Raw genomic sequence first — 26,689 nt, forward strand, 5'->3', positions numbered from 1 at the left:
CGGTCACAAGGTCGGTCCGACTCTTTGGTCGTCGGCGACAACCGCGGGCAGCGGGCTCATCCGCGCAGGGCCGAGGCGAAGACTCCCGGCAGCTTGCGCCACCTCGGCGCGACCGAGAAGCGGACCAGTCGCTCGCCGGTCGTCGCTGCCGTCCGGTTGTGCACGAACCACGGCGGGACCGGCGTCAGCGCGAGGCTCCCCGTCGCCCACGACCGCGGGAAGGGGCGGAACGGCCCGCGCACCACCGTCCGCTCGGGCCGGGCCAGCAGCAGCCCGTTGTGGACGACACCGTGCCCGGACTGGATGTCGTCGGGCGTGTGCCCGGGGAAGGCGCCCCACGTGGCGAAGGGCGACAGGTAGCCGACGCCCGTCCACGCGTTGACCGCGATGGTGCCGTAGCGCAGGCCGGCGAGCAGCTGCTCGAACGCCGCCGCGCCGTTCGCCTTCTGCTCGCGCGGGTGGATCAGGATGTTGGCGCCGAGGGTGCCGCGCAGCCGGTCGTTCGAGAAGTCGATCGCGCGCTGCAAGAAGTCCGCGCCGGTGCCGGACAGCTCGGTCACGCCGAGGACCGGACCGAAGTACTCCATCGAGTACGACGGCTCGTCCACTGTCGGGTCGAGGGCCGGCAGCAGGGTCCGCTCCGGCGTGCCGCCGAGCGCCTCCGACGGCGTCGCGCCGTTGCGGGCAGCGTCGATGCGGGCGGGCGTGCCCGGGTACCACGCCGGCCGGGCAGGTGCGCTCGCCAGCGCCCGGCGCACGGCTGCGAGGAAGGCGTCCTTCTGCTTCCAGTCCGCACTCACCACGAGCACCTGGCCCGCGACGCAGTTGGAGCCGGAGTTGTGCAGCCGCATGGTGGCGACGTGCCGCGCCTGGAACTCGAGGTCCCGCCTCGACCACCTCCCCGGTACGACGACGATCGGCGCGACACCGCCCAGCTCGCTGGTGATCGGCTTGCGCAGCCGCGGCGTACCGGCGGCCTTGTTGGCGGCACCCTCCGCGCCCGGGCCCCAGACGATCGCGTCGTGGGTGGCCTCCGAGCCGGTCATGTGCACCGCGTCGATGTCCGGGTGGGCGATGACGGCGGCGCCGAGCTCGAGGTCGCTGGTGAAGACCTGCACGACGCCGAGGTCGATGAACGGCTTGAAGATCGCCTCGAACACCGGCAGCAGCGGGTCGGTCACCGGGTTGAGCTTGAGCGCGACGGAGCGGTTGTCGGCGTACAGGACGTAGAGCGCGTCGAGCGGGGCGATCGAGGTGATGTTGCCCGCGCCGAGCACGACGCACGTCCCGCGGACCGCCTCGGGCTCGCGCAGTCCGAGGCCGGCGCTCGCCCGCACCTCGTCGGCCGTGACGCCCGGCTCGCACCACACCTCGGCGGAGAAGCCGGAGAGCAGCAGGCGGTCCCACACGGAGTGGGGGAGCACCTCGACGGCCACCCGGCCGCCCGGCACCGACCTGATCTCGAAGCCCTCGGTCGGGGACTGCCCGGCCTCGAGCCTCACGATCGACTGGACGAGGTGGCCGGCGTAGTAGAGCGTCGCCCAGGGGCCCGAGGTCCACTCCTCGCCGACATTGGGCGAGGCCGGGTCGAGGCCCTTGATCTCCGCGGCGATCCGCACCCACTCGCTCGCGTTCTGCTCGACGAGGACGGCGAACTGCTGCAACAGCTCGCGCCGCTTCGCCAGGCTCACGCCGGACCAGGCCTTCGCGCCGGCCTGGGCCGCGGCGGCGATCTGGTCGGCGCGCTGGGAGATGGTCCCGGTGGTCGTGCCGGTCATCTCAGGCTCCGCTCGTGAGGAGGTCGGCGGCCTTCTCGCCGATCAGCATGGTGGGGGCGTGGGTGTTGCCGTGGGTCACCCGCGGCATCGCGGACGCGTCGACGACCCGCAGGCCGTCGACCCCGCGGACCCGCAGGCTCGCGTCGAGGACGCCCTCGCCCTCGGCGCCCATCCGGGCGGTGCAGCTGGGGTGGTAGGTGTGCTCGACGCCGACCCGGACCGCCTCCTCGAGCTCCTTGCGCGTGCCGTACTTCCTGCCCGGGTGGATCTCGTGGTTGGCGCGCAGGTCCTTCGCGGCCATCACCTCGCGGGCGCGCTCGATGCCGTCGAGCATCGAGGTCATGTCGTCGGGGTGCTCGAAGTAGTTGTTGCGGACCAGCGGCTTGCGCTCGGGGTCGGCGGACGCGAGCCGAACCCAGCCCTCGGACCGCGCGCCGACCATCGACAGGCCGATGGCGATCGCCTGGCCGTCGTACGTCGCGGCGCCGTGCTGCCAGAAGTACACCGGGGCGCCGATCATCTGCATCTGCGGCGCGTCGTCGGCCACGCTCGTGTGGAAGAAGGCGCCCGCCTCGCCGATGTTCGAGGTGAGCATGCCCTTGCGGCCGAGGAGGTACTTCACCAGCTGGGCGGGCTTCTCCGCGAACGCGAGGTTGTCCCGGTCGGCCGTGTCCCAGTTGACCAGGTACATCGGGTGGTCCATCAGGTGCGCACCCACGTGCGGGTTGTCCACGACGGCGGTGATGCCGTGCTCGGCCAGGTGGTCCGCCGGCCCGATGCCCGAGAGCATCAGCAGGTGCGGGGTGTTGTAGGCACCGGCGCTGAGCACCACCTCCCGCTTCGCGCGGAAGGTCTGCAGCTCGCCGCCGACCCGCGCGACGACGCCGGTGGCCCGCCCGTGCTCGATCACGACGCGGTGCACGAGCGCGTTCGGGGTGATGGTGAGGTTGGGCCGCCTGCGGTGCGGGGCCAGGTAGCCGTCGTACGTCGTCCAGCGCTGGCCGCGCCGCGTGAAGCGCTGGTACATGGAGGCGCCCTCCTGCTGGGCGCCGTTGAAGTCGTCGGTGCGGCCGATGCCGGCCTGCGCCATCGCCTCGACCAGCCGGCGCGACCCCTCGCGCGGGTCGGGGGCGTCCTCGACGTACTGCGGGCCCGAGGCGCCGTGGAACTCGCTGGCGCCGCGGCTGTTGGTCTCCATCCGGCGGAACAGGGGGAGGACCTCGTCGTACGACCAGCCGTCGGCGCCGGCCTTCGCCCAGCCGTCGTAGTCGGCACGGTTGCCGCGGATGTAGATCATCGCGTTCATGCCGCTCGTGCCGCCGAGCATCCTGCCGCGCGGCTGGTAGATCCGGCGGCCACCCAGGTGGGGCTCGGGCTCGGACTCGTAGTCCCAGTCGATCTTCGTGTGGAAGGTCTTGGCGAAGGCCGCCGGGATCTGGACGTTCAGGTTCGGCCGGCTCCGGCCGCCCGCCTCGAGCACGAGCACGGACGTGCCCGGGTCCTCGCTGAGCCGTCCCGCGAGCACCGCGCCCCCCGAGCCGCTGCCCACGACGATGTAGTCGAACTCCCGCATGGTCTTCCTTCCGTCGGTCTGCCTCCATGCTCGGTCGTGGCAGCACCCCAGCGCTTGTGACGCACACCACTCCCAACGGGCTGAGTTGTGACAGACTCCAAGAACTGACCGCGTCGGCCGCCGTTGAATGACGCCACATGTTGAACACGACAATGGAGGCGCTCATGGCAGGGAGCGACACCAAGGGGGATCTGGCCCGCGCCTGGCTCCAGGAGTTCGTCGAGGCGGGGCTCCAGCCCAGTGCCGTCGACGAGTTCGTGCGGACGGTCGACGACGAGATCCTCGCCGCCATCCCGGTGCTCGCCGGCGACGCGAGCCTGGCCGAGGAGCTGCACGCGTCGACCCGCGAGCACTGGCGCAACTTCCTGGTCAGCCTCGGCGGCGAGCACCGGCTCGCGCTGCCCCCGGCGGCGGTCGCGCTGAGCCTCTCGATCGCGCGCCGCAACCACGACATCAGCGTCCTGCTCAAGGTCTACCGGGTCGCCAACAGGGTCGTCTTCCGGTACGTCGCCGAGCACACCACCGCGGACACGCTCCCGCCCAGCCTGCCCCGTGACGAGGCCCTGCTCGCGCTGTGGCTGCGGGCCGAGCGCTGGATCGACGAGTCCATCGAGCGCCTCGTCGAGCACTACACGCGCGAGCGCGCGAGCCTCGTCGAGGGAGCGCAGGCGCGACGCGCGGAGATGATCGAGGCCCTCGTCGCGGGCGCGGCCCCGTCTGCGGAGTCCGAACGGCTGCTCGGCCACCGCTTCGCCCTGTGGCAGACCGCCTTCGTCCTCTCGGCGCCGCCGCACGACGACGAGGGTGTGCCGCTCTTCGACCTGTCGCTGCGGGTCTGCCAGGAGCTCGGCCTGCCGCGTCCCCTGACGACGCTGGCTGGCAGCCGCGAGCTGTGGGGGTGGGTGGCGACGCCGGAGGAGCCACGGCTCGCGCTCGACGGCATCGAGGAGCTGCTCGCGAAGACGGGGATCCACCTCGCGCTGGGCGCGTCGGGGCAGGGACCCGGTGCCTTCCGGCTCAGCCACGTCCAGGCCGTCGCGGCCCAGCGGATCGGGCTGCGCGCACCCGCGCTGTGCCACCCGTACGCCGACGTCGAGCTGGTGAGCCTCGTCGGCGACGGCGAGCTGGCGCGCGAGATGGTGCGTCGTACCCTCGGGCCGCTGCTCACCGGCGCGAAGGGCGACGAGATGCTCCGCACCACCGTCCTCGCCTACCTGCGCTCCGGCCAGAGCTTCGACGCCGCCGCCGAGGGGCTGTTCGTGCACCCCAACACGGTGCGCTACCGCATCGCCCGTGCCGAGGACCAGCTCGGCCACCGCATCGCCCCGCACGCCGCGACGCTCGAGGTCTGCCTCGCCTGGCTCGACGTGTACGGCGACGCCGCGCTCTCGTAGGGCCCGGCGACCCCGCTGAGCCGGCCGGGGATCGGGCAGTTTGCCAGCGACCTACAAATCACCCTCGAAGGTTTGTAGGCGGCGACTATGTCGTCGGTCACACGGGATTGAAAGGTTGGCCGCACTCCCAACCGAGGCAGGCGGTGACCATTCATGGGGAATGCGACACGCACGGCTCCGCCCAGGACAGGCACCCTGGCAGCCGGCGTCACCGAGCTGGGCGAGATGGCCAAGCTCGGCGGCGTGGTGGTGTGGATGGCCGTTCGCGGCCCGTGGGACTACTGGCGCGACACCCGCGACCAGATGTTCCTGATCCTCCAGCAGTGCTGGATCCCGATGGCGGTGTCCTGCACCTTCTTCGGGCTCGGCGCACCCGGCCTCCAGGGCGGCAACATCTACGCCCTGTTCGGGATGCCCGAGCGGCTCGGCTCCTTCTTCATCATGGCCAGCATCCGTGAGTTCGCCCCGTGGGTGAACGCGATGGTGGTGGCCGGCGTCGTCGGCTCGGCGATCACCGCCGACCTCGGCGCCCGCCGGATCCGCGAGGAGATCGACGCGATGGAGGTCCTCGGCGTCGACCCGATCCGCGCGCTCGCGCTGCCGCGGATCGTCGCCGTCACGATCATCACCGGCCTGATGGACATCATCGCCCTCTGCTTCGGCCTGCTGGGTGGCTTCATCGCGGCGGTGCCGATCCTCGGCGCGAACCCCTGGGCGTTCTACAACAGCCTGTTCGCCAACCTGACCACCCCCGACATCTGGGGCAGCGTCGTGAAGACGACGATCTTCGGCCTGATCATCGGCGTCGTCTGCTGCTACAAGGGGATGTACGCCAAGGGCGGTGCAATCGGCGTGGGCCGGGCCGTCAACCAAGCCGTCGTCGTCGCGTTCGCGCTGATCTGGGTCGTCAACGTCGTCTTCACCAACATCCTGCTCGGGCTCAACCCCGAGATCCAGGTCTTCAAGTAGGGGCGGCGACGATGACGACGACACCCGACGCGCCGCGCACCCGGCCCGCGGCACCCGAGCCGAAGGACGCCGAGCTCTCCCTCGGCAGTGCCGCCGGCGCCGTACGCGCGGCGCTGACCACGGGAGGGGAGATCCTCCGCTTCTCGTGGCAGGTCACCCGCAGCCTCCCCGAGGTGCGGGCCCACTGGACCGAGGTCGTGCGCCAGGCGGCGATCCTGGTCCTGTCCAGCGCGCTGATCATCTGGGCGATGCAGTTCGTCATGGGGACGATGTGCGGCACCGAGGCGATCTACACGCTCAAGCAGGTCGGCGCCCCGATCTACTCGGGCATCTTCAACGCCTGGTGCGCGGTTCGCGAGCTGGTGCCCTACATGTGGGGCTACATCCTCGCGGCCAAGATCGGCTGCGGCCTGGTCGCCGAGATCGGCTCGATGCGGATCGCCGAGGAGGTCGACGCGCTCGAGGTGATGGGCGTCGACTCCCGCAGCTACCTGGTCGGCACCCGGGTGGTGGCGGCGTGGCTGTCGATGCCGTTCCTGTACGCCGTCAGCCTCGGGATGATGTCGCTCGGCGAGATCCTCGTGACGGTCTACTACGTCGGCGGCGTCTCGCCCGGCGGGCACATGTACATCTTCTGGCTCTACCAGAACCCGCTCGACTTCCTGTACTCGATGATCAAGGGCATGACGATGGGGACAGCCATCGTGTTCGTGGCCTGCTACTACGGCTACACCGTGCGTGGTGGTTCGGTCGAAGTCGGCAAGAACACCGCGAGATCCATGGTCCTGAACATGGTGCTGATCCACATGATCGGTGCGCTCGGGACCCAGCTCTTCTGGGGCCTCTCGCCCAACGCGCCCATCGGCAACTAGCTGCCGCACCGCGCCCCGCGTCCTGCTCCCCGTCCACCCTCACGCAGAGGACACCTCGTCATGACCACTTTTGCTCCGGCGCACGCCGCCACTCCGAGCCCGACGGGCTCGCGCGGCCCGCACTCGATGGAGGTCCGCAACGTCCACAAGAGCTTCGGTCCCTACGACATCTTGACCGGGATGAACCTCAACTTCGTCGACGACGCGATCACCACCATCCTCGGTCCGTCGGGCACGGGGAAGAGCGTCCTGATCAAGCACCTCGTCGGGCTGCTCGAGCCCGACCAGGGCGAGGTGCTGATCTTCGGCCAGGACATCTGGAAGATCAGCAAGCCCGAGCGCTACGAGCTGCGCAAGCGCTTCGGCGTGCTCTTCCAGGACGGGGCCCTCTTCGGGTCGATGAACATCTTCGACAACGTCTGCTTCCCGTTGCGCAAGCACACCGACATGCACGAGAAGGACATCCGCGACCTGGTCATGGACCGCCTCCAGGAGGTCGGTCTCGAGGGTGCGGCCGCCAAGCTGCCGAGCGAGGTCTCGGGCGGCATGCGCAAGCGGGCCGGCTTCGCGCGGGCGCTGATCCTCGACCCCGACATCGTCATGTTCGACGAGCCCGACTCCGGCCTCGACCCGGTCCGCACGAGCCTGCTCAACGACGTGATCCTCGAGATGCACGAGCGGCACAAGGGCACCTACATGGTCGTCACCCACGACATGGCGACGGCGCGGAAGGTGAGCGACTACATCGGCGTCGTGTGGAAGGGCAAGTGCATCCACTACAGCGAGGCGGATGCCGCCTTCAACTCCGACAACGCCTTCGTCCGGCAGTTCCTGGCCGGCGACTCCGCCGGCCCGCTGGGGATGGACTGATGAATCGGGGATCGATCGTCGTCGGCCTGCTCTCGGTCGCCCTCGTCGGCGGCGCCGCGGCGGCCGTGGAGCGGACGGGCGACTACGAGGTCCGCGCCGTACTGCCCAATGCGGGCAACCTCTTCGTCGGCAGCTCGGTGATGTACGACGGCTACGAGGCCGGCAGCGTCAAGGACATCGAGGTCAAGGACGGCAAGGCGCTGGTCACGCTGACCCTGGACGACGAGTTCGTGCCGCTCCACGACGGGGCGACGGTCGAGGTGGTGTGGAAGGCAGCCCTGGGCGAGCGGCTGGTCCGCGTGGTCGACGGTGCGGAGAAGAACGCGGAGCTGCCGGAGGGGGCGATGCTCGCGGGTGTCCAGCGTGAGCCGGTCGAGCTGGACGCCGTCCTGTCCGCGCTCGACGCACCGACCCGCAAGCACCTGTCGTCGCTGGTGAGCCGGCTGCAGGAGACCCTCCAGGGGCGGGAGAGCGACGCCAACGCGAGCCTGAAGGCCGCGGGCCCGGCGCTGGAGCAGCTGGGCGCGGTGCTGCGGGAGGTCGGCACCGACGGCGAGGCGATCAAGCAGATCGTCACCCAGTTCAACGAGACCATGGAGATCCTGGCCTCGCGCGGGGACAGCCTGGAGCAGGTGGTCACCTCGCTCGCCTCGGCGACCGACACGATCGCCGCCCAGGAGCGCAGCGTCGGGAGCACGCTGCACAAGCTGCCGCCGGTGCTCGACAAGGCCAACGCCACGCTGGCCCGGGTGCCCGGCACCGTCGACAAGACCCTGCCGCTGCTGGAGGACCTGGCGCCGGCGACCGGCAGCCTCGAGTCCGTCTCGCGCGACCTGCGCCCGCTCCTGCAGGACCTGCGTCCGACGGTCGGCGACCTGCGTCCGACCCTCGACCGGCTGTCCCAGCTGCTCGGGATCACGCCCGGCCTGCTCGACGGCAGCACGGCTGCCGCACCCGACGCCGACGACGCGATGACCGGCCTCACGCCGGTGCTCGACTTCCTGCGCCCGTACACGCCGGAGATCACCGGCTGGGCCACCAACTGGGGCTCGGCGGGCGGCAACCGCGACAACCAGGGCCACTACGTCCGGTTCCTCATCCAGGCCGGCCTGGAGAGCGTCATCCCCAGCCCGACCGGCAAGCCCGGCCCCGGCATCACCCAGAACCTGACCCCCGACCCGGGTTCGCCCGTCGGCCAGCCGTGGACCGACGCCTACGGAAGCGAGATGCGATGAACACCGCGAAGGACGTCGGTCGCGCCGGCCTCGTGGCCGTGCTGATCGCCGCCGCCGTCACGGCCGTGGCCGCGAGGGCCGGCAAGGACGACGCGGACGTGGTCACGGCGCAGTTCGCCTCGGCTGCGCCCCTGGTCGAGGGCAACCAGGTCAAGATCGACGGCGTCGTCGTCGGGTCGGTGAAGAGCCTGAAGGTCGTCGACGGGCTGGCCGAGGTCGCCCTCGAGCTCGACGACGAGGCGCGACCGCTGCACGAGGACGCCCGGCTGACCATCCGCCCGGTCAGCCTCCTCGGCGAGCGGTACGTCGACCTCGACCGCGGCAGCCCCGACGCTCCGCTCCTCGACGAGGACACGGTGATCCCGGTCGCCCAGACGGCCACGTCGGTCGGCCTCGACGAGGCGCTCAACACCGTCGACCAGCCCACCGGAGAAGGCCTGCGCGCGTTGCTCTCGACCCTCGGCGAGGGCATGCAGGGCAACGGGGAGAACGTCGACGAGGCACTGCGGCTGCTGTCGCCGAGCCTGAAGGACACCCGTGCGATGGCGGCGGTGCTCGACGAGCACAACGAGCTGCTGTCGCGGCTGATCACCAACTTCGAGCCCGTGGCGAGCGCGCTCGCCACCCGCGACGGCGAGGCGATGGACCAGCTCGTCGACTCCTCGGACAAGGTGCTCACCGCGGTCCGGGAGCGGCAGGCGAAGCTGGAGCAGACCCTCGACAAGCTGCCCGGCACGCTCCGCGTGCTCCGCACGACCCTCGGCAACCTCCGTTCGGCGGCCGACGACACGGCCCCCACGCTGGCGGAGCTGCGCCCGCTGACCGACAAGCTGCCGGTGCTGGCCACCGAGCTGCGGGCGTTCTCCGACGCCCTCGACCCGGCGCTCGCGACGTCCGAGCCGGTGCTGCGCAAGGCCGACGAGCTGCTGAAGGCGGCGGCCCCGGTCGCCGCGGACGCCCGCCGCGCGGGGGGAGGCCTCGCGACCAGCACCGACGGCGTCCAGCGGCTGACGAAGGCGATCACCCGCAACCGTGAGGACGTCTTCAACTACATCCGCTACTGGGCGCTGACCACCAACGGGTACGACGGCCTCTCGCACTACTTCCGGGCGCACTACGTCGTCGACCCCGACACGATCCTGGGCCTGCTGCCGGTCGCCGGCACCAAGCCGTCGGCCGCGAAGCCGAAGGGCAGCGGCACCGGCGACAAGCCGGCCACGCCGAAGTCCGGAGGCCTGCTCGACGGGCTCGACGGCGTGCTCGGAGGACTGCTGCAGCCGAAGGGCGACAGCGCCACCGGGCTGAGCGAGCAGCAGGAGCTCGACCTGCTCGGCCTGCTGCTGGGAGGCAAGTGATGACCGACAACGCCCTGCTCTCGTGGCTGCGCAGCCCGCTCGGCATCGGCACCGCCGTGCTCGTGCTCTTCGGCGGCGCCGTGGTCTTCGGGCTCAACGCCACGCACGGCATGCCGCTCGCGGAGCGCCGCGAGGTCCGTGTCGAGTTCGACGACCTCAGCGGCCTCAACACCGGTGACGACGTGCGGATCGCCGGCAACCGGGTCGGGTACGTCGACGAGCTGCTCCTCGAGGACGGCAGGGCGATCGCCGTCCTCAAGCTCGACGACCCCGACACCAAGCTCTACGAGAACGCCGAGGCGGCGCGCATCTCCGACCGGTCCGGCCTCGGCCAGAAGTTCGTGACCCTCGACCCGGGCGACCCGTCCACGGGCCCGCTGCGCGGTGACGAGGTGATCCCGGCCAGCCAGACGGTCAAGACCGAGGACATCAACGAGCTGCTCGACGTCCTCGACCCGAAGACGCGCGAGGCGGCGGCCACCACCCTGCAGAACCTCGGCGGCGGCATGATCGGCCACGAGCAGGACCTCCACGAGCTCGCCCGCAACGCACCCGGCATCCTCACCTCCACCGGCGAGGTGTCCGAGGCCCTCGCGGCGCAGGGCGGCGTACCGCTGGGGGACATGCTCGAGTCGGCCGACCGGCTCAGCGGCCGGCTGGCCACGCGCGACGACGAGCTCGCGGCGCTGGTCGACGAGATGGCCGTGACCGTGGACGCGTTCGGAGCCGACGACGGCAACCAGGTCCGGGCCTCGCTCGACCAGGCCCCCGACACCCTCGACGCCGCCCACTCGGCGCTGACCGGGCTGGACGAGCCGCTCGCCGACCTGGCCGTCGCGATGCGGCAGGTCCGACCCGGGGCGACGGCGCTCGGCCGTGCGACCCCCGACCTGCGGGCCTTCCTGCGCGAGTCCCTGACGCCGCTGCGGAAGGTGCCGGGCGTCAACGAGGACGCCGAGCGCGGCGTCGTCGCCCTCGACGGCCTGGTCACCGACCTGCGGCCGCTGGTGCACCAGCTGATCAAGACCGGTGACAGCGCGGCGCCCGTCGCGAGCGTGGTCGGCGACTACGCCGAGGACATCGCCTACTTCCACACCAACGCGTCCGGTGCCCTGTCCAGCGGTGACCGGGCCGGCCACTGGCTGCGGATCCTGCTCCTGCCCGGCGCCGAGTCGTTGGGCGTCCCCGGCGCGGCGACGCGCGATCCCTACCCGGCCCCGGGGGAGACCCGATGAACAGCAAGCCCCGACTCAGCGCCCTGAGCCTCGGCAGGATCTTCGTGGCGGTGGCCGCGGTGTCCGGCGCGCTCCTCTTCCAGAAGGCACAGCTGGCCGCCATGCTGCGGCCCGGCGACACGGTGCAGATCCAGTTCAGCGAGGCGCACCGGCTGCGCACCTCGGTCTCCGACGTGAAGATGTCGGGTGTCGACATCGGCGTCGTCCGCTCGGTCGAGGACGAGGACGGTGTCACCACCGTGACCGTCAAGGTCGACGACGACACCCGCAAGGCCATGGGTACGGCGCCCTCGGCCCGCGTGCGCCCGACGACCCTGCTCGGCGGCAACTACTACGTCGAGATCGTGCCGGGCGGCCGGCGCGGCGAGTTCGAGGGGACCATCCCCGTCGAGCGCACCGAGCTCCCCGTCGAGCTCGACGGCGTCGCCAGCGCCTTCCCCGCCGACGCCCGCACGGGCGTGCGCAGCAGCACGAAGGCCCTCGACAGCACCCTCGACGAGGGCGGCACCCGCGCGCTGCGGGAGATCCTGGAGTCGGCGCCCGGCACCCTTCGGTCGACCGACGACGTGCTGCGCGCCCTGCAGGGCACGTCGCCGCGCACCGACCTCGCGGACCTGGTCCGGGGCGGCGAGAACGCCTCCACGGTGCTGTCGTCGGAGAACGCCCGGCTGGGCGACACGGTCGACGCACTGGCCACCACCGCCCGCGTCCTCGAGGTCCGGCGCCACGACGTCGCCGAGGCGGCCCGGACGATGCCGGCCAGCCTCGACGAGACGGCCTCCCTGCTCGACAGCCTCGACGGCGTGCTCGCGTCGCTGGAGGCCACGGCCGACCCGGCCCGGCCGTCGGTGCGCGAGCTGGCCCGGCTGCTCGACCACGCCGACCCGGTGCTGGGTCGCGCGCGGCCCGTCGTACGCGACCTGCGCGGGGTGCTGCGCGACGCGCGCCCGCTCGTGACCACCCTCATCCCGATCAGCCGCGACCTCGACGCCACCGTCGACAACGTCCGCGGGCCGGTGCTGGACCGGGTCAACGGCCCGATCGTCGACCAGCTCACGTCGTCGTGGCACGGCACCGGCGAGTACGAGGGCGGCGGCGCGGACCGCCCGCTCTACAAGGAGACCGGCTACATGTTCGCCAACCTCACGCAGGCCAACATGATGGACGAGAACGGCTCGATGGTCTCGTTCCTCCCCGGCATGGGGCCCGGCTCGCTCGCCGGCCTGCCGATCAGCCTCGAGGACCTCCTGGTGGCGCTGACCAAGGGAGGCCAGTGATGCGCAGCTCGGTGACGAAGTTCTGGGAGCGGGCTCGCAGCGAGCCCGGCCTCGGCCGCAACCTGGTCGCGTTCGCGGTCCTCGTCGTGCTCGGTACGGCGGTCGGCGGCTACTTCCTCGCGCACGAGCGGTTCAACCCGCCGTGGGAGGACAGGTACACCCTCTACGTCGACCTCGACGAGGCCGCCGGGGTCAGCCCCGGCAACGGGCAGGAGGTGCGGATCGCCGGCGTACCGGTCGGCGACATCCGGGGCACCGACATCACCGCTGACGGGATGGCGCGGCTCGAGCTGCGCATCGACGACGGCCAGGTCGTGCACCAGGACGCCCGGGTGCTGCTGCGGCCGAAGAGCCCGCTCAACGACATGTACATCGAGATCAGCCCCGGCACGGGTGACGCTCCGGTGCTCGCCGACGGGGACACGATCCCGGTCGACCAGACGGTCTCGCCGATCCAGGTCGACGACGTGCTCGCGCACCTGGACACCAACACCCAGGCGGCGATGAGCTCGCTCTTCGCCGAGTCCGACGTCGCCCTGGTCAGCGCGCCGAAGACGCTGCCGGCCGGCCTCGACCAGACCAACGCGCTGCTGGAGGAGCTCGCGCCGGTGATGGACCGGCTCGAGACCCGGCGCAAGAACCTGGCCCGCCTCGTCAACGCCCTCGCCGAGGTCTCGTCCGCGGCCGGCACCAACGACGTGCGGCTGGAGCGGATGGCCAGCTCGCTGAGCGCCACGCTGGGCACCCTGTCGGGCAAGCGCGAGAACCTCGACGCCACGCTCGCCCAGCTGCCCGAGCTGTCCCGCGACCTGCGCTCCACGTCGAGCAGCGTCGTGGCCCTGGCCGAGCAGCTCGACCCGACGCTCGACGACGTGCGCAAGGCGAGCGACGAGCTGCCCGGCGCGCTGAGGAGCTTCAACGGCAGCGTCGACGAGCTCGACGACTTCATCCGCGAGGCGAAGCCGGTCCTCGACAAGGCCGGGCCGGTCGTGGGCGACCTGCGCGCGGCGTCGCCCGACCTCCGGCGGATCGCCGGTGACCTGCGCCCGATCACGGCCGACACCCAGCCGCTGACGCAGATGCTCGTGCCGCGCCTCGACGACCTCGCGGCCTTCGTCTACAACACCAACTCCGTGGTCAGCCTCCGCGACGCCAACCGCGGCATCCTGCGAGGCCTCTTCCAGCTCTCGCCCGAAACCGTGGGAGGACTCGGCTGATGCGCATCCCCTACCAGGCCGTCCCGAAGCTCCGCGGCCTCACGCTGCTGGCCTTCCTCGCCGTCTGCACGCTGATCATCAGCTTCCTGTGGACCCAGGCCGGCGGGAAGATCCCGGCCCTGTCCCGCTCCGGCTACCAGCTCACCGTCCCGTACGACGACATCGACAACCTCGTCTTCCAGTCGGACGTGCGCATCGCCGGTGTCGAGGTCGGGCAGGTCGAGAGGATCGAGGTCGACGGCGACAAGGCGATGGTCACCCTCGAGCTCGACGACGACGTCGTACCCCTGCACGAGGGGGCGGTGATCACGATCCGCAACAAGACGATGATCGAGGAGACCTACCTCGAGATCGTCGACGGCGACGGATCCGCGTACGCCGACGGCGACACCCTGCCCGCCAGCGCGGCGAAGGGCAGCGTGCAGCTCAACGACGTGCTCACCAGCCTCGACGCGAGGACGCGCAAGGACCTCTCCGGCCTGATCCGGTCCGGCGGTGAGTCGACCAAGGGGACCCGCGAGGACGTCGACGCCGTGCTCACCGGCCTCGGCGACCTCGGGGAGAACGCCGGCGCACTGGAGGCCCTCGCGCAGCAGTCCGACGACCTGCGGCAGCTGGTGAAGAGCTCGACCGTCGTCCTCGACGCGCTCGACACGCAGCAGGGACGGATCGTCGACCTGACCCGCGACGCGCAGACCCTCACCGCGGTCACCGCGGGCCACGAGCAGGACGTCGAGGCCCTCATGCGGGCGCTGCCGCCGCTGCTGGTCACGACGGAGAAGGCCAGCGACAGCCTCGCCGCGCTGACCACGCCGCTGGGCACCGTGTCGCACAACCTGCGCGGTGCCGCCCCCGACCTGAGCGCGGCGCTGCTCGAGCTGCCGGCGACGACCGAGGACCTGCGCGGGATGCTCCCGTCGCTCGACACGACCCTCGACCGGGCGCCCGCGACGCTGACCCGGCTGAGCCCGCTGCGCAAGGCCGCCAGCCCGCTGCTGGAGACCCTCCAGGTCAACATGGCCGACCTCAACCCGATGCTGGCCTACCTGCAGCCCTACGGCCGCGACCTCGTCTCCTACTGGACCAACTTCATCGGCTTCGTCGGCTCGTCCGACACCAACGGCCCGATCGCCCGGGTCAAGCCGATCCTCGGGGTCAGCTCGCTCAACCTGCCGCTCGACGCCAGCCCGACGACGATGTACAACCCCTACCCGGCGCCGGGCGCCCACAACGACCCGGAGGAGTTCACCGGGGAGTACCCGCGCATCGAAGAGGACCCGATCCCCTGATGAGCCTGCTGCGCCGGGCACTGCCCGCCCCGAGGACACCGCGGCCACGCACCCTGCCTGGCGTGGCCGCGGCCCTCGGCGTGCTGGCGGTGCTCGCCGCCCTGCTCGTCCCCGGCCTGCTCCGCGTGGAGGTGGAGACCGGCGTCAACGAGTTCGTCCCGGCCGGCGACCCGGTCGCGCGGGCCACGTCGGAGATGGCCGCGCAGTTCGGGGGCGACCCGGTCGTCGTACTCATCGAGTCGGCGAAGCCGCGTGAGCTGCTGCTCAAGGAGAACCTCCCGGCGCTGCTGCAGCTCGAGGGGGAGCTGGCCGCGCTGCCGCACGTGAAGGCCGTGTACGGGCCGGGCACCGTGCTCAACCAGATCGCCGGCCAGGCGCAGGACCTGCTCGCCGAGCTCGGCGGCTACCGCGACGGGCTGCGGGCGAAGGCGGAGGCGCAGGCACGCAAGCGCCGCGCCTCGCCGGAGGAGGTCGCGGCGGCGGGCGTACGGGCCACGCAGGCCTTCGACGAGAGGTACGCCGCCCTGCTCGCGAAGGGCATGCCCGGCGGCCTCCCCACCCTCCACAACCAGGCGTTCGTGGACCGGGTGATCTTCAACGACGAGGGCGATCCCCGCCCGCAGTGGGACTTCCTGGTGCCCCGGCCCGACGCGGTCGCGCTGCTCGTCCGCCCCGACGCATCGCTGCCGCAGAGCGACACCGAGGACCTCGTCGCGGCGGTCGACGCGGCCGTGCGCGACAGCGACCTGAAGGCCAGCAGCACCACCGTCACCGGCATCCCGACGGTCGTCGCAGCGCTGGGGGAGCAGGTCCGGCACGAGGTGCCACTGCTCGGCGGGCTCGCCGTCGTCGCCGTCGGGGCGTGGTTCCTGCTGACCAGCTGGACCCGCCGCCGGCTGCGCCTGCTGCCGCTCGGAGCGAGCCTGCTCGGCACCGCGGTCACGCTCTCCGTAGCGGGCTGGGCCGGGCGCCCGCTCGCGCTCACGGCGGTCGCGTTCCTGCCCGTCCTGCTGGGCATCGGCTCCGACTTCATGACCTACCTGCACCGCAACGCCGGGCCGCGCACGGTGCTCGCGGCGGCGCTCGCCTCGGCCGCCGGCTTCGGGGCGCTCGCGGTCGCGCCGGTCCCGGCCGTCGCGGACCTCGGCGTCAGCCTTGCGGTGGGCCTGCTGGTGACCGTGCTCGTGTCCCTGGGCATCCACCGCTGGGGTCCGGCCGAGCCGGAGCTCCCAGCGGCGCCGGCCTCGCCCGACGCGTCGCGTCCGGCGCCGGGTGGCCTGGCGCGATCGACCCGGATCTCGATCCTGCTCGTGCCCGTCCTCGCCGCGGTCGGCGGCTGGGCGATCTTCCCCTCGCTGTCCCTCCAGTCCGACCTCACCTCGCTCGCCTCCGGCCTCCCCGAGTACGACGAGGCGCGCGGCGTCGAGCGCGTGCTCGGCGCCTCGGGCGAGGTCGCCTTCGTCGTCCGCGGCGACGACGTGCTCGACGCCGAGAGCTTCGCCTGGATGAGCCGGACCCGCCGCGACGTCATCGCCGAGCACGGCGACGAGCTGAGCGCGGTGCTGTCGCCGGGCGACGTGCTGTCCTTCCTCGGCGGGGAGCCGGAGGCCTCCCAGGTGGACGCCGCGCTGCGGCTGCTGCCGCCCTATCTCGCCTCCAGCGTGGTGAGCCCGGACCGGCGGACGGCCGTGATGACCTACGGCGTCGACCTCGACGACGTGGAGCGGCTGGCCGTGCTGCGCGACTACCTCGACGACGTGGCCGCCACCGCGCCCGCGTCGGTCGACGTGGAGGTCGCCGGGCTGCCGATGGTCGCGGTGTCCGCGCAGGAGGCGATGGACGACGAGCGGCTGCTCGGCGCGGTGCTCGGCATCGTCGCCGCCGGCCTGGCCCTGCTCGCGCTCCTGCCCGAGCGGAGGGTCGCGCTCGTCGCGATGCTCTCGGCCGCGGTCGCCTCGGGCCTGGTCGCGCTCGGCATCGCGGTCACCGGGGTGGCGCTGACGCCCATGACCGCCGGCCTCGGCTCGTTGACGGCCGCGGTCGCCTGCGAGTTCACGGTCCTGCTCGCGCTCGCCCAGCGCAGGGGAGACCGGATGCTCGCCCGCGCGGTCGACCTCGCCGCGGCCGCGTCGGCCACCGGCTACGCCGTGCTGGCCGTGTCGGACCTCGGCCTGATCCGCGGGTTCGGGGTGCTGCTCGCCGTGACCGTCGCGGTCGCGCTGGGCGCCTCGCGGCTGCTCGTCTGGGCGCTCCTGCCGGCGGCGACGCCGCGGGAGCGGGCGGGCGTCGTACACGAAGAGACACCGAAGGTGCTGGAGAAGGTGTGATGAAGCAGAGGATCCCGATCGTGCTGGCCGTCGTGGCGGTCGTCGCCGCCGGCCTTCTCCTGTGGCGGCCGTGGGCCGACGAGGCGCCGGAGGGGACGGCGTTCCGGGTCGGCGAGGAGGTCGTCACCGTCGACGACCTCGACGCGCGCAACGACTCGTTGCGGGCGCTCTACGGCATCCAGGAGCCGCTCGACGCGAAGGAGCTCGACGGGTTCCGGCGCCAGGCCGCCAAGTCGATGGCCATCAGCATCGTGCTCGACCGCGCCGTCGACGAGGAGGGCGTGGAGGTGAGCGACGCGGAGGTCGAGGAGGCCGTGACGGCGTTCATCAAGGCGAGGTTCGCCGGCGACCGCGACGCGTTCCTCGACTCGCTCGGCAACGTCAACACCTCCGAGGAGGCCGTCCGTGCGGAGGTACGACGCCAGCTCGAGCTGCGCGAGCTGCTCGCCGAGGTCGCGGGTGACGTCGCCGTGGGCGACGCGGACGTGCGGGCCGCCTTCGCCGAGCGCAAGGCGTCGCTCGGCACCCCCGAGCGCCGCGTCGTCAGCAATGTCGTCGTCGACACGTTGGCCGAGGCGCAGCGGGTCCGCGACCAGCTCGACAGAGGCGTGGGCATCGCCGCTCTGGCGCGCAAGGTCAGCATCGACGCGGCCACCCGCGACAAGGGCGGCCGGCTGGGCGCGGTGGCGCGGGCGGACCTGCTGCCCGAGGTGGCCGAGGTCGTCTTCCGCACCGGTGCCGGCAAGGTCTACGGGCCGGTGCAGGGCAGCCAGGGGTGGAATGTCGGGATCGTGACCCGCATCGAGCCGGCCACGACCGCGACCTTCGCGGCGGTCCGGACCCGGCTGCGCAGCACCCTCGAGTCCGAGGCGGTGCAGTCCCGGTGGAGCGACTGGCTCGCCGGCAGGCTGCACGACGCCGACGTCCGCTACGAGCGGGACTACCGGCCCAGCGACCCCTACGACGTCAGCGCGTGGGAGCAGTCCGGCATCGAGGGCGCCGAGGGTGGGGGCACACAGTGATCGGCCTCCTCGACGCGTTCACGTGCCTGGTCGTGGCCTGCCTCCTCTTCCCGCTGGGCGTGTGGGGCAGGGCGCAGGCCCACGACCTCGTGGTCGACGCCCTGCCGAGCGAGGAGCGGGAGCACCGGATCGCGGTGCTCCGCCGCGGGGCGCTGACCTGCCAGGTGGTGGCGGTGGTCTTCGGCGCCGGCGCGGTGCTCCTGCTGCTGGTCTGACGGGCGGGTCTCAGACCGCCGGGGGAGTGACGCCGAGGTCGGCCAGCTCGGCGACGTACTTCTCGACGTTGCGGAGCTTGACCTCCTCGTAGCCACGCACGACGTCCGGCAGGGCCGCGATCCGCACGGCACGGTCGTAGCCGGCCGTGTCGTCGGCGGCGAGGCCGCGGGCCAGGTCGGCCACCAGCGCGCGGTAGTGGTCGCGCAGCTCGCGCTCCACCTTGCGCACGTGGGCGCGCCCGAACGGGTCGGCCGCCGTGCCGCGCAGCTTCTTCATCCGCGCCAGCGCGCGCAGCGAGCCGTGCGACTTCGGGCCGAAGGCGATCTTCTTGTCGCGGCCCATCGCGCGGAGCATCGGCGGGTGGAGCTGGAAGGAGATCGTGCCGCCGGGGAAGGCGCCGCCGGTCTCCGCGAGGAACGCCGGGTCGGTCAGCAGGCGCGCCACCTCGTACTCGTCCTTGTAGGCGGTCAGCTTGAACAGGTTGCGGGCGACGGCCTCGGTGAACCGGGAGCCGGTGCCGGCCTCCCGCTCGGCGCGGGCGACCTCGGCGACGAGCGCGACATAGGAGTCGGCGAGCTTCTCGTCCTGGTAGTCGACCAGGTCGGCGGCCCGCTGCTCGACGAGGCGGAGCACCTCGCCCTCCAGGCCGGCGGCCGCGACGGACGCCAGGACGTGGCGCTCGCGCACCCGGACCGGACGCTCGTTGGCGGCCCGGAACGCGGCGGGGTCGGTCACGGCGACGCGGCCCCAGCGGAACGCGGCGACATTGGCCGCCACCGCGGTGCCGTTGATGGCGATGGCCTCCTCGATCGCGGCGGCCGGCAGGCGCAGCGCGCCGGTCTGGTACGCCGCCCCCACGAGCAGGAAGTTCGCGGCCACGGTGTTGCCGAAGATCCGGTCCGCCGCCTCGAGGGCGTCGAAGTCGAACAGGTCGGCGCTGACCGTGCGGACCCGGTCGAGCAGGCCGGCCTCGTCGGGGTGCTGCACGGTCGGGTCCTCGACCATCGCGCCCGTGGGGGTGCGGCTGGTGGAGACGACGGTGCGGGTCGTCGCGGCGCTGCCGTACTGCAGGTTGCGGTCCTCGGCGAGGGTGAGCAGGTCGAAGCCGAGGAAGCAGTCCGCGGAGCCGGGCGTCAGCCGGTTGGCCGGCTCGAGGTCGCCCGCGGCGAAGCGGAGGTGGCCGACGACCGGCCCCGCCTTCTGGCTCAGGCCCGTCTGGTCGAGCGACTCGACGCCGTACCCGGCGCGCAGGGCGGCCGTGGCGAGCACCTGGTTGACGGTCACGATGCCGGTGCCGCCGATGCCGACCATGAAGACGTTCTGGGTCGCGGTCACCGGCTCCTCGGCGGGGCTCGGGGCGACGGTCGGCGGGGTCGGGTAGCCCGTGCGCTTCTTCCCGGACCTTGCCGGGGTCTCGTGACGGTTGCTGCGCAACCTCTTCGACCACCGGCGGGATTCGGGCGCGGTCTCGACGGTCACGAAGGACGGGCAGTCGCCGTCGAGGCAGCTGTAGTCGGTGTTGCACGACGTCTGGTCGATGCGGGTCTTGCGGCCGTACTCGGTGTCGACGGGCTGCACGGAGAGGCAGTTGCTCTTCATGCCGCAGTCGCCGCAGCCCTCGCAGACCGCCTCGTTGATGACGACCCGCTTGGTGCGGGTGGGCAGCGAGCCCCGCTTGCGCTGGCGGCGGGCGTCGGCGGCGCAGTGCTGGTCGTAGATCAGGACGGTCACGCCGGGGATCTCGCGCAGCATCCGCTGCGCCTCGTCGAGCCGGTCGCGGTGCCACAGCAGCGTGCCCGGCGCGAGGTCGCGCTGGCGGTGGCGGCCGGGCTCGTCGGCGCAGACGATGATCTTCTTGACGCCCTCGGTGTGCAGCTTGTGGGTGAGGGCCGGCACTCGCAGCGCGCCCTCGGCGTCCTGCGCACCGGTCATCGCGACGACGTCGTTGTAGAGCACCTTGTAGGTGATGTTGACGCCCGCCGCGATGCAGGCCTGGACGGCCAGCTGGGCGGAGTGGAAGAAGGTGCCGTCGCCGACGTTCTGGAAGATGTGCGGGGCGTCGGTGAACCAGGCCTGCCCGATCCACTGCGCGCCCTCGCCACCCATCTGGGTGACGCCGACGACCGCGCTGGACGGACGGTCGGAGATGGTCACCATGGCGTGGCAGCCGATGCCGCCGCCGCCGAGCGAGCCCTCCGGGATGACGGTGGAGCGGTTGTGCGGGCAGCCCGAGCAGAAGTACGCCGACCGGCTGGCCGACAGCAGCGGCAGCGGCTTGCGGCTCGGCGCCGGCGGCTTCATGGTGAGCCGGTCCTGCAGGACGTGGCGCAGGGGAGCGAGCAGTCGTCCGGAGGTGAGCTCGCCGTCGGCCGGGATCAGCGGCATCCCGGCGGCGTCCTTCTTGCCGATGATCCGCGGCGCGTTCTCCGTGCCGTAGAGCAGGTCGCGGACCTGCATCTCCATGAAGGAGGTCTTGTCCTCGACGACGATGATCTCCTCGAGGCCCTGTGCGAACCGGCGTACGGACTCGGGCTCGACCGGCGACATCATGCCCATCCGCATCAGCCGGAAGCCGGCGGCGGTCAGGTCGTCGTCGGTGACGCCGAGGTCGGCGAGCGCCTGGCGCAGCGAGTCGAAGCAGCTGCCGGAAGCGACCAGGCCGGTCCGGGCACCCGGCGCGTCGACCTCGGTCACGCAGAGGCCGTTGCGGGCGGAGTACTCGTGCACGAGCGCGGTCCGCGGGCCGACGAGCTCGGCCTCGGCGCCGACGATCATCGCCGGGCGCAGCACGATCGGGCTCTGCGTGTAGGCGTAGGGGTGGCCGTTCCAGTCGATGGCCGGCATGACCGGGTCGAGGTCGATGTCGGCGCCGTCAACGACCCACGCGCCGTCGGCGACGTCGGCGACGATCTTGAGCGCCACCACGCAGCCCGACGCGCGGGACATCTCGATGGCGTGCAGGCCGAGGGTGACGATCTCGGTGGCGTTGCGCGGGAAGAGCACCGGGATGCCGAGGGCCGCGAGCGAGCGCTCGCTCACCGCGGGCACGGTCGAGGACTTGGACGCCGGGTCGTCGCCGACCAGCAGCACGGCGCCGCCGCGGCGGTTGACGCCGTACATGTTGGCGTGGCGCAGGGCGTCGGTCGCCCGGTCGACACCGGGGCCCTTGCCGTACCAGAAGCCGGTCACGCCGTCGTAGCGCGACGTGTCGGTCGGCAGGTCGATCTGGCTGCCCCACACGGCCGTGGCGGCGAGCTCCTCGTTGAGGCCGGGCACGAAGCGGATGTCGTTCTCGTCGAGGATGTCCTTCATCCCGGCGAGCATCTTGTCCAGGCCGCCGAGCGGGCTGCCCTGGTAGCCGGACACGAAGGTGGCCGTCTTCAGGCCGCGCTTGCGGTCGAGCGCGCGGTGCTCGACGAGCAGCCGGGCGATCGCCTGGACGCCCGTCAGCAGCGTCGGCGGGGCCGCGACGCGGAACCGGTCGTCGAGGTCGTACGGCGTCGCCGGCACGGCCGGCCCCGGGGCGCGAAACAGCTGCTCGGTCACGCGCACGAGCATGCGCCCTCGGTGGGCCCGGTCACAACGGTCGTCGTGGGGTTTGGCGACGATCCGCAACCCGCAGGACGTGCTGGCCCCTCTGGGAGCAACAGATCGACTCTCGGGGTTAGGCTTTGTTGCGTGAGCGAACCGGCCATCCTCGACGCCACCGACCACGCCATCCTCGACCTGCTGCGCGAGAACGCGCGCCGCCCGCTGCGCGAGGTCGCGGACGCCGTCGGCCTCACCGTCGCACCTGTCCAGCGCCGGATCGCGCGCCTGGAGAAGCTCGGCGTGATCGAGCGCTACACGGTGCAGATCAACCACGGCCGGATCGCCGCCGGGATCGAGGCCGTCACCGAGCTGAACTTCTCCAACGACCTCGACCTCGCGCAGATCATGGAGTTCGTCGCGGGCGTGCCCGAGGTCGAGGAGGTGCTCACCCTCGCCGGCGACCCGGACGCCCTGGTCCGGATCCGGGTCAACGGGGTCGAGGACCTGCGCCGCGTCGTCAGCCAGCTGCGCTCGGGCGGACGGATCTCCAGCACGAAGACGCTCGTCGTGCTGGAGCAGTGGACCCGCTCGGGCTGATCGCCCGGGACGACCGGGCGGAGGACGCCGCGGTCCTGGGCGTAGTGTCGAGGGCAGGAGCCATCCAGGCTTCCTCTCAGAGAGATACCGCCATGAGCGACAAGTCGCCGCGCCAGAGCATGTCCAAGAAGTCCGGCAAGTCCCTCAAGGAGAAGCGCGCCGCCAAGCGCGACAAGGCCTCCGGCGAGCCTCCCGCCGCCAAGGCCGACCCCGGCACCCGCAAGTGACCCTGCTGGGCCTGGGCGTCATCGGGTCCTCGGCCAAGGAGAACGAGCGCCGGCTGCCGATCCACCCCGACCACCTGCCGGCCCTCGACGCCGACCTCCGGCAGCGGATCACGCTCGAGCACGGCTACGGCGCCGGCTTCGGTGTCGACGACGCGGCCCTCGCCGCCCACGTCGCCGGCTTCGCCTCGCGCGAGCAGATCCTCGCCGAGTCCGACGTGGTGCTGCTGCCCAAGCCCCAGCTCGCCGACGTGACCGCCATGGGGCGCGGGAAGGTGCTGTGGGGCTGGCCGCACTGCGTCCAGGACACGGACCTCACCCAGGCCGCGATCGACCGCGGGCTGACCCTCATCGCGTTCGAGGCGATGAACCACTGGACGAAGGACGGTGCGGTCGGGCTGCACGTCTTCCACAAGAACAACGAGCTGGCGGGCTACTGCTCGGTGCTGCACGCGCTCCAGCTCGCCGGGCTGACCGGCGACTACGGCCGCCGGCTGAGCGCCGTCGTCATCGGCTTCGGTGCCACGGCCCGGGGCGCGGTGACCGCCCTCAACGCCCACGGCGTGCACGAGGTCGCGGTGCTCACCAACCGCGCCGTCGCCGCGGTGGGCTCGCCGATCCACTCGGCGCGCATCCGACAGTTCGAGCACGAGCCGGACGGTGACCAGCCGAGCAGCGTGATCACCGAGCGGGGGCGCGAGCCGCTGCCGTCGTACCTCGCCGAGAACGACATCGTCGTCAACTGCACGCTCCAGGACACCGCCAACCCGCTCGTCTACCTGACCGAGGAGGACGTCGCCGCCTTCCGGCCCGGCAGCCTCCTGGTCGACGTCTCGTGCGACCTGGGCATGGGCTTCTCGTTCGCCCGCCCCACCAGCTTCGAGGAGCCGACCTTCGTCGTCGGCGACAAGGTCCTCTACTACGGCGTCGACCACACGCCGTCGTACCTGTGGAACTCGGCGACGTGGGAGAACAGCAACGCCCTCGTGCCGTTCCTGCGCCGCGTGCTCGAGGGCGGCCCCGCCTGGGACGCCGACGAGACGCTGAGCCGGGCCATCGAGATCCGCGACGGTCGGGTGGTCAATCCCGCGGTCCTGGCCTTCCAGGGGCGCGCGGCCGAGCCGCCCCACCGGCGGATGACGCCCGCGGGCCTGCGGTGGCCGATCTCGCAGCGCTGAGCGGTTCAGCGCTCCGGCAGGGGTAGGCGGGAGCGCAGCCAGGAGACCGTGCCCGCTGCCACGCCCCGCGCCTTGGGACGGCGCTCCAAGGGGGCGACGAGGAGGGCGCAGTCGTCCGGCAGCAGCCACTTGATCTCGTGGAAGACGCGGGACGTGGTCTCGGTCGTCTCGACCAGTAGCAGGCCGGGCGCCGCCTCGCGGACCTCACGCCACGGGCCGGGGGAGGAGACCACCTCGGCGGCTGCTGCGGGGTCGCCGAGCCAGGCGAGGCAGACGGGCATGCAGGTGGGGTGCCCGCGAAGCCGTCCGACATCCCCGGTGGTCGAGGAGGTGGCCGGTGGTCGAGGAGGTCGCGCAGCGACCCGGTGGTCGAGGAGGTCGCGCAGCGCCCTCGGTGGTCGAGGAGGTCGCGCAGCGACCGTCACGAGACCCCTTGCTCCGGCGCACCCGCTGTGCCCTGCGGCTGGGTGCGTGGTCGGGTCTTCAAGCGCAGCGACGAGGACGGTGGGCGGGTGGCTGGGTTCCGGTGGTCGGGTGCGGTCCGGCAGCTCCGCGAGTCACTCCTTGCGCCACTTGTCCTCCACAAGGCCCGGTGGGAGCGCCGTTGTGCACAGGCAGGTTCGGGGCCAGATGGTTGTGTCGGAGCCCCGTGATCCAATACAGGTATGGCCACTCGCGACCGACACCACCAGCTCGCGGACATGTCCGCCGATGCGGTGCTGTCCTTCGCCGAGCAGCGGCATGCGGCCCGGCTCGATGCCGAGCGCGACATCCTGGAAGCGGCCTACCAGTGGGCCGTCCTGCACTCACCGGACGCGCTTCCTCCTGCTGACAAGCGTGGTCGGGAGCGCGCGAAGCCCGCGGGTGCGGTGGGTACGCCGCGGATCACGGAGTACGCCGCGGCGACCTTCGGCGCCCGCATCCAGACGTCACCGTACGGCGCGAAGAGGCTCATTGCGGACGCGGTCGACCTCGTCCACCGCCTCCCCAAGCTCTGGGCCGGCGTCCAAGCCGGGAAAGTGCGGTCCACGCATGCGCGTCATGTCGCCGACGCGACACGTGAACTGTCGGCCGAGGAGGCCGGGTGGGTGGACGGGGAGGTCGTCGAGATCGCCGACGGCCGGCTCGCCTGGACCCGGTTCGAAGCCATCGTGGAGGGCAAGGTCGCCGCCGCCTCCCCCGAGCTCGCCCGAGCCAAGGAAGAAGCCGCCGCCAAGGACAACTACGTCCGGGTCTCACGGATCAACAAGCACGGCAAGGCCACCCTCACCTTTCACGCCGACGCGGCCCTCATCCTCGGCTCCAACGCCGGCGTCACAGCCGTGGCCAAGGCACTTGAGGACCAGATGCCCGACGCCACCAAGAACGAACGCCGGGTCGCCGCCCTTGCCCTCCTGACCAACCCTCAGGCCCACGTCGACCTCACGGTGGGTCCGGTGAAGCCCAAGGTCGAGATCGTCCTGCACTGCACCCCCGACTCCGCCATCGCCCGGATGGAAGGCCACGGACCGCTCACCGTTGAGTACGTCCGTCACCTCGTCGAGCACTACGCGAGCGGCGTAAAGGTCCAGCCGGTCATCAACCTCAACCAGGGCGCATCAGTCGACGCCTACGAGATCCCGGCCAAGCTCCGTGAGGCCGTGCACCTGATCCACCCCGGCGACACGTTCCCGTTCGCAGCGAACCTGTCCCGCAAGGTCGATCTGGACCACCAGATCCCCTACGCCGAGGGCGGACCGACCTCCACCGACAACCTCGGCCCAATGACCCGCACTCACCACCGGATCAAGACCCACGCCGGCTGGCAAGTCCGACAACCCTTCCCCGGGATCGTCATCTGGCGAGACCCACACGGGGCCCACTACCTGGTCGACCAGACCGGCACACGACGAGTCACCGGCACCACGGCTGACCAGACACCCACGCGCGCCGAGATCGCGCTGATGCAGCTCACCGTCGACTGGGCCGCTTGACGACTGGGCCGCTTGACGACTGAACCCGTCGCGCCGGCGGGCCGAGGATGCGAGGCGGCCGGTGATCCCGCCAACGCGAGCGGCGACGGGGTTATCCGCTGGCCTGGTCCGACGTCACCTGTCGTTGGAACTCGCCTCCGGTGTCGAAGTGTCGGTCGAGGTAGTCGTCCGGCTCGAGTCGACTGCGCCGGATCAGCGAGAAGACCTCGACCCCCTGCGCGGGCGCGTCCTCGCAGAGGTAGCTCTGTGCGAGTCCGGTGTACTCGCACTCGACGACGTCGGCGTACTCCTCGGCCTCGGCCTCTGCGAGCGCGATCGCGGCCTCCGCGCTCGCGGCTTGCCACAGGGTGATCCGCTCCTCGTAGGCGGCCTCGCCGGGTTCGAGCCGACGCGAGCCCGGTGAGTGGTTCTCGCGGCTGACGAAGATGCACCTCACGGCGTACCAGTCCCCGGTGCCATCGACGTCAGCCATGGCGTCACCGTACGGGCGAGGGTTGGGCGGGGCCATCGGTATGGCGCGCCCCCGGCAGGGCACCACGAGCACGAGGACGGAGGCC

22 protein-coding genes are annotated in these 26,689 nt (G+C 72.0%); 17 read left to right on the top strand and 5 right to left on the bottom strand.

The window, feature by feature from the left end; all coding sequences use genetic code 11:
- Positions 1-56: 56 nt before the first annotated feature.
- Positions 57-1,778 carry an aldehyde dehydrogenase family protein gene (locus BJ993_RS16680; protein WP_179650060.1) on the bottom strand — a complete coding sequence of 574 codons (1,722 nt, stop codon included), beginning with the start codon at positions 1,776-1,778 and terminating at the stop codon, positions 57-59.
- Position 1,779: 1 nt separating this feature from the next.
- Positions 1,780-3,351, bottom strand: a complete 1,572-nt coding sequence (locus tag BJ993_RS16685; protein WP_179650062.1) for a GMC family oxidoreductase — start codon at positions 3,349-3,351, stop codon at positions 1,780-1,782.
- Between the two features lie 137 nt (positions 3,352-3,488).
- Between BJ993_RS16685 and BJ993_RS16690 the strand changes: the two genes are divergently transcribed.
- The 13 genes from BJ993_RS16690 (at position 3,489) to BJ993_RS16750 (ending at position 18,628) form a co-directional block, all read left to right on the top strand.
- On the top strand, positions 3,489-4,745 hold the full coding sequence (locus tag BJ993_RS16690) for a PucR family transcriptional regulator (protein WP_179650064.1): 1,257 nt from the start codon (positions 3,489-3,491) through the stop codon (positions 4,743-4,745).
- A gap of 153 nt (positions 4,746-4,898) precedes the next feature.
- Complete coding sequence (locus BJ993_RS16695) at positions 4,899-5,714, top strand: MlaE family ABC transporter permease (RefSeq protein WP_207009509.1); 816 nt, start codon at positions 4,899-4,901, stop codon at positions 5,712-5,714.
- 11 nt (positions 5,715-5,725) lie between these two features.
- Positions 5,726-6,586, top strand: coding sequence for an ABC transporter permease (locus BJ993_RS16700; RefSeq protein WP_036548109.1), 861 nt, complete (start codon positions 5,726-5,728; stop codon positions 6,584-6,586).
- A gap of 60 nt (positions 6,587-6,646) precedes the next feature.
- Positions 6,647-7,456 carry an ABC transporter ATP-binding protein gene (locus BJ993_RS16705; RefSeq protein ID WP_179650066.1) on the top strand — a complete coding sequence of 270 codons (810 nt, stop codon included), beginning with the start codon at positions 6,647-6,649 and terminating at the stop codon, positions 7,454-7,456.
- Entirely contained in the window at positions 7,456-8,691 is a 1,236-nt protein-coding gene (locus BJ993_RS16710; protein ID WP_179650068.1) for an MlaD family protein, read from the top strand. The genes BJ993_RS16705 and BJ993_RS16710 overlap by 1 nt, the downstream gene beginning before the upstream one ends.
- Positions 8,688-10,046, top strand: coding sequence for an MlaD family protein (locus BJ993_RS16715; protein WP_179650070.1), 1,359 nt, complete (start codon positions 8,688-8,690; stop codon positions 10,044-10,046). Before BJ993_RS16710 ends, BJ993_RS16715 begins: the two co-directional genes overlap by 4 nt.
- Entirely contained in the window at positions 10,046-11,281 is a 1,236-nt protein-coding gene (locus tag BJ993_RS16720) for an MlaD family protein (RefSeq protein ID WP_179650072.1), read from the top strand. Before BJ993_RS16715 ends, BJ993_RS16720 begins: the two co-directional genes overlap by 1 nt.
- Entirely contained in the window at positions 11,278-12,558 is a 1,281-nt protein-coding gene (locus tag BJ993_RS16725) for an MlaD family protein (RefSeq protein ID WP_179650073.1), read from the top strand. The genes BJ993_RS16720 and BJ993_RS16725 overlap by 4 nt, the downstream gene beginning before the upstream one ends.
- Positions 12,558-13,775: an MlaD family protein gene (locus BJ993_RS16730; protein WP_179650074.1), complete on the top strand. Its 1,218-nt coding sequence runs from the start codon at positions 12,558-12,560 to the stop codon at positions 13,773-13,775. Before BJ993_RS16725 ends, BJ993_RS16730 begins: the two co-directional genes overlap by 1 nt.
- On the top strand, positions 13,775-15,064 hold the full coding sequence (locus BJ993_RS16735) for an MlaD family protein (RefSeq protein WP_179650075.1): 1,290 nt from the start codon (positions 13,775-13,777) through the stop codon (positions 15,062-15,064). Before BJ993_RS16730 ends, BJ993_RS16735 begins: the two co-directional genes overlap by 1 nt.
- Before the next feature lie 62 nt (positions 15,065-15,126).
- Positions 15,127-17,391: an RND transporter family protein gene (locus BJ993_RS16740; protein ID WP_179650076.1), complete on the top strand. Its 2,265-nt coding sequence runs from the start codon at positions 15,127-15,129 to the stop codon at positions 17,389-17,391.
- Complete coding sequence (locus BJ993_RS16745; protein WP_179650077.1) at positions 17,391-18,413, top strand: peptidyl-prolyl cis-trans isomerase; 1,023 nt, start codon at positions 17,391-17,393, stop codon at positions 18,411-18,413. The genes BJ993_RS16740 and BJ993_RS16745 overlap by 1 nt, the downstream gene beginning before the upstream one ends.
- Positions 18,410-18,628, top strand: coding sequence for a hypothetical protein (locus BJ993_RS16750; protein ID WP_218864729.1), 219 nt, complete (start codon positions 18,410-18,412; stop codon positions 18,626-18,628). The genes BJ993_RS16745 and BJ993_RS16750 overlap by 4 nt, the downstream gene beginning before the upstream one ends.
- A 10-nt stretch (positions 18,629-18,638) precedes the next feature.
- Here BJ993_RS16750 and BJ993_RS16755 read toward each other — a convergent pair whose 3' ends face one another.
- The gene (locus BJ993_RS16755; protein WP_308645604.1) at positions 18,639-22,175 is read right to left on the bottom strand and encodes an indolepyruvate ferredoxin oxidoreductase family protein; all 3,537 of its coding nucleotides are present in this window, start codon (positions 22,173-22,175) and stop codon (positions 18,639-18,641) included.
- A gap of 132 nt (positions 22,176-22,307) precedes the next feature.
- On the opposite strand from BJ993_RS16755, the gene BJ993_RS16760 reads away from it, so the two are divergent.
- The 3 genes from BJ993_RS16760 (at position 22,308) to BJ993_RS16765 (ending at position 24,159) form a co-directional block, all read left to right on the top strand.
- Entirely contained in the window at positions 22,308-22,757 is a 450-nt protein-coding gene (locus BJ993_RS16760; RefSeq protein WP_036548132.1) for an Lrp/AsnC family transcriptional regulator, read from the top strand.
- Positions 22,758-22,849: 92 nt separating this feature from the next.
- The gene (locus BJ993_RS26025) at positions 22,850-22,984 is read left to right on the top strand and encodes a hypothetical protein (RefSeq protein ID WP_257026902.1); all 135 of its coding nucleotides are present in this window, start codon (positions 22,850-22,852) and stop codon (positions 22,982-22,984) included.
- Complete coding sequence (locus BJ993_RS16765; protein ID WP_179650079.1) at positions 22,981-24,159, top strand: N(5)-(carboxyethyl)ornithine synthase; 1,179 nt, start codon at positions 22,981-22,983, stop codon at positions 24,157-24,159. Before BJ993_RS26025 ends, BJ993_RS16765 begins: the two co-directional genes overlap by 4 nt.
- A gap of 5 nt (positions 24,160-24,164) precedes the next feature.
- Here the strand turns inward: BJ993_RS16765 and BJ993_RS16770 are convergent, their stop codons facing one another.
- Entirely contained in the window at positions 24,165-24,440 is a 276-nt protein-coding gene (locus BJ993_RS16770) for a hypothetical protein (protein WP_179650080.1), read from the bottom strand.
- A 384-nt stretch (positions 24,441-24,824) separates the two neighbouring features.
- On the opposite strand from BJ993_RS16770, the gene BJ993_RS16775 reads away from it, so the two are divergent.
- The gene (locus BJ993_RS16775; protein ID WP_179650081.1) at positions 24,825-26,132 is read left to right on the top strand and encodes an HNH endonuclease signature motif containing protein; all 1,308 of its coding nucleotides are present in this window, start codon (positions 24,825-24,827) and stop codon (positions 26,130-26,132) included.
- 91 nt (positions 26,133-26,223) lie between these two features.
- Here BJ993_RS16775 and BJ993_RS16780 read toward each other — a convergent pair whose 3' ends face one another.
- Positions 26,224-26,604, bottom strand: coding sequence for a DUF4288 domain-containing protein (locus BJ993_RS16780; RefSeq protein WP_179650082.1), 381 nt, complete (start codon positions 26,602-26,604; stop codon positions 26,224-26,226).
- Positions 26,605-26,689: the final 85 nt, after the last annotated feature.

Origin of the sequence: Nocardioides aromaticivorans, assembly GCF_013408525.1 — a bacterium.
In the GTDB taxonomy this organism is placed as follows: domain Bacteria; phylum Actinomycetota; class Actinomycetes; order Propionibacteriales; family Nocardioidaceae; genus Nocardioides; species Nocardioides aromaticivorans.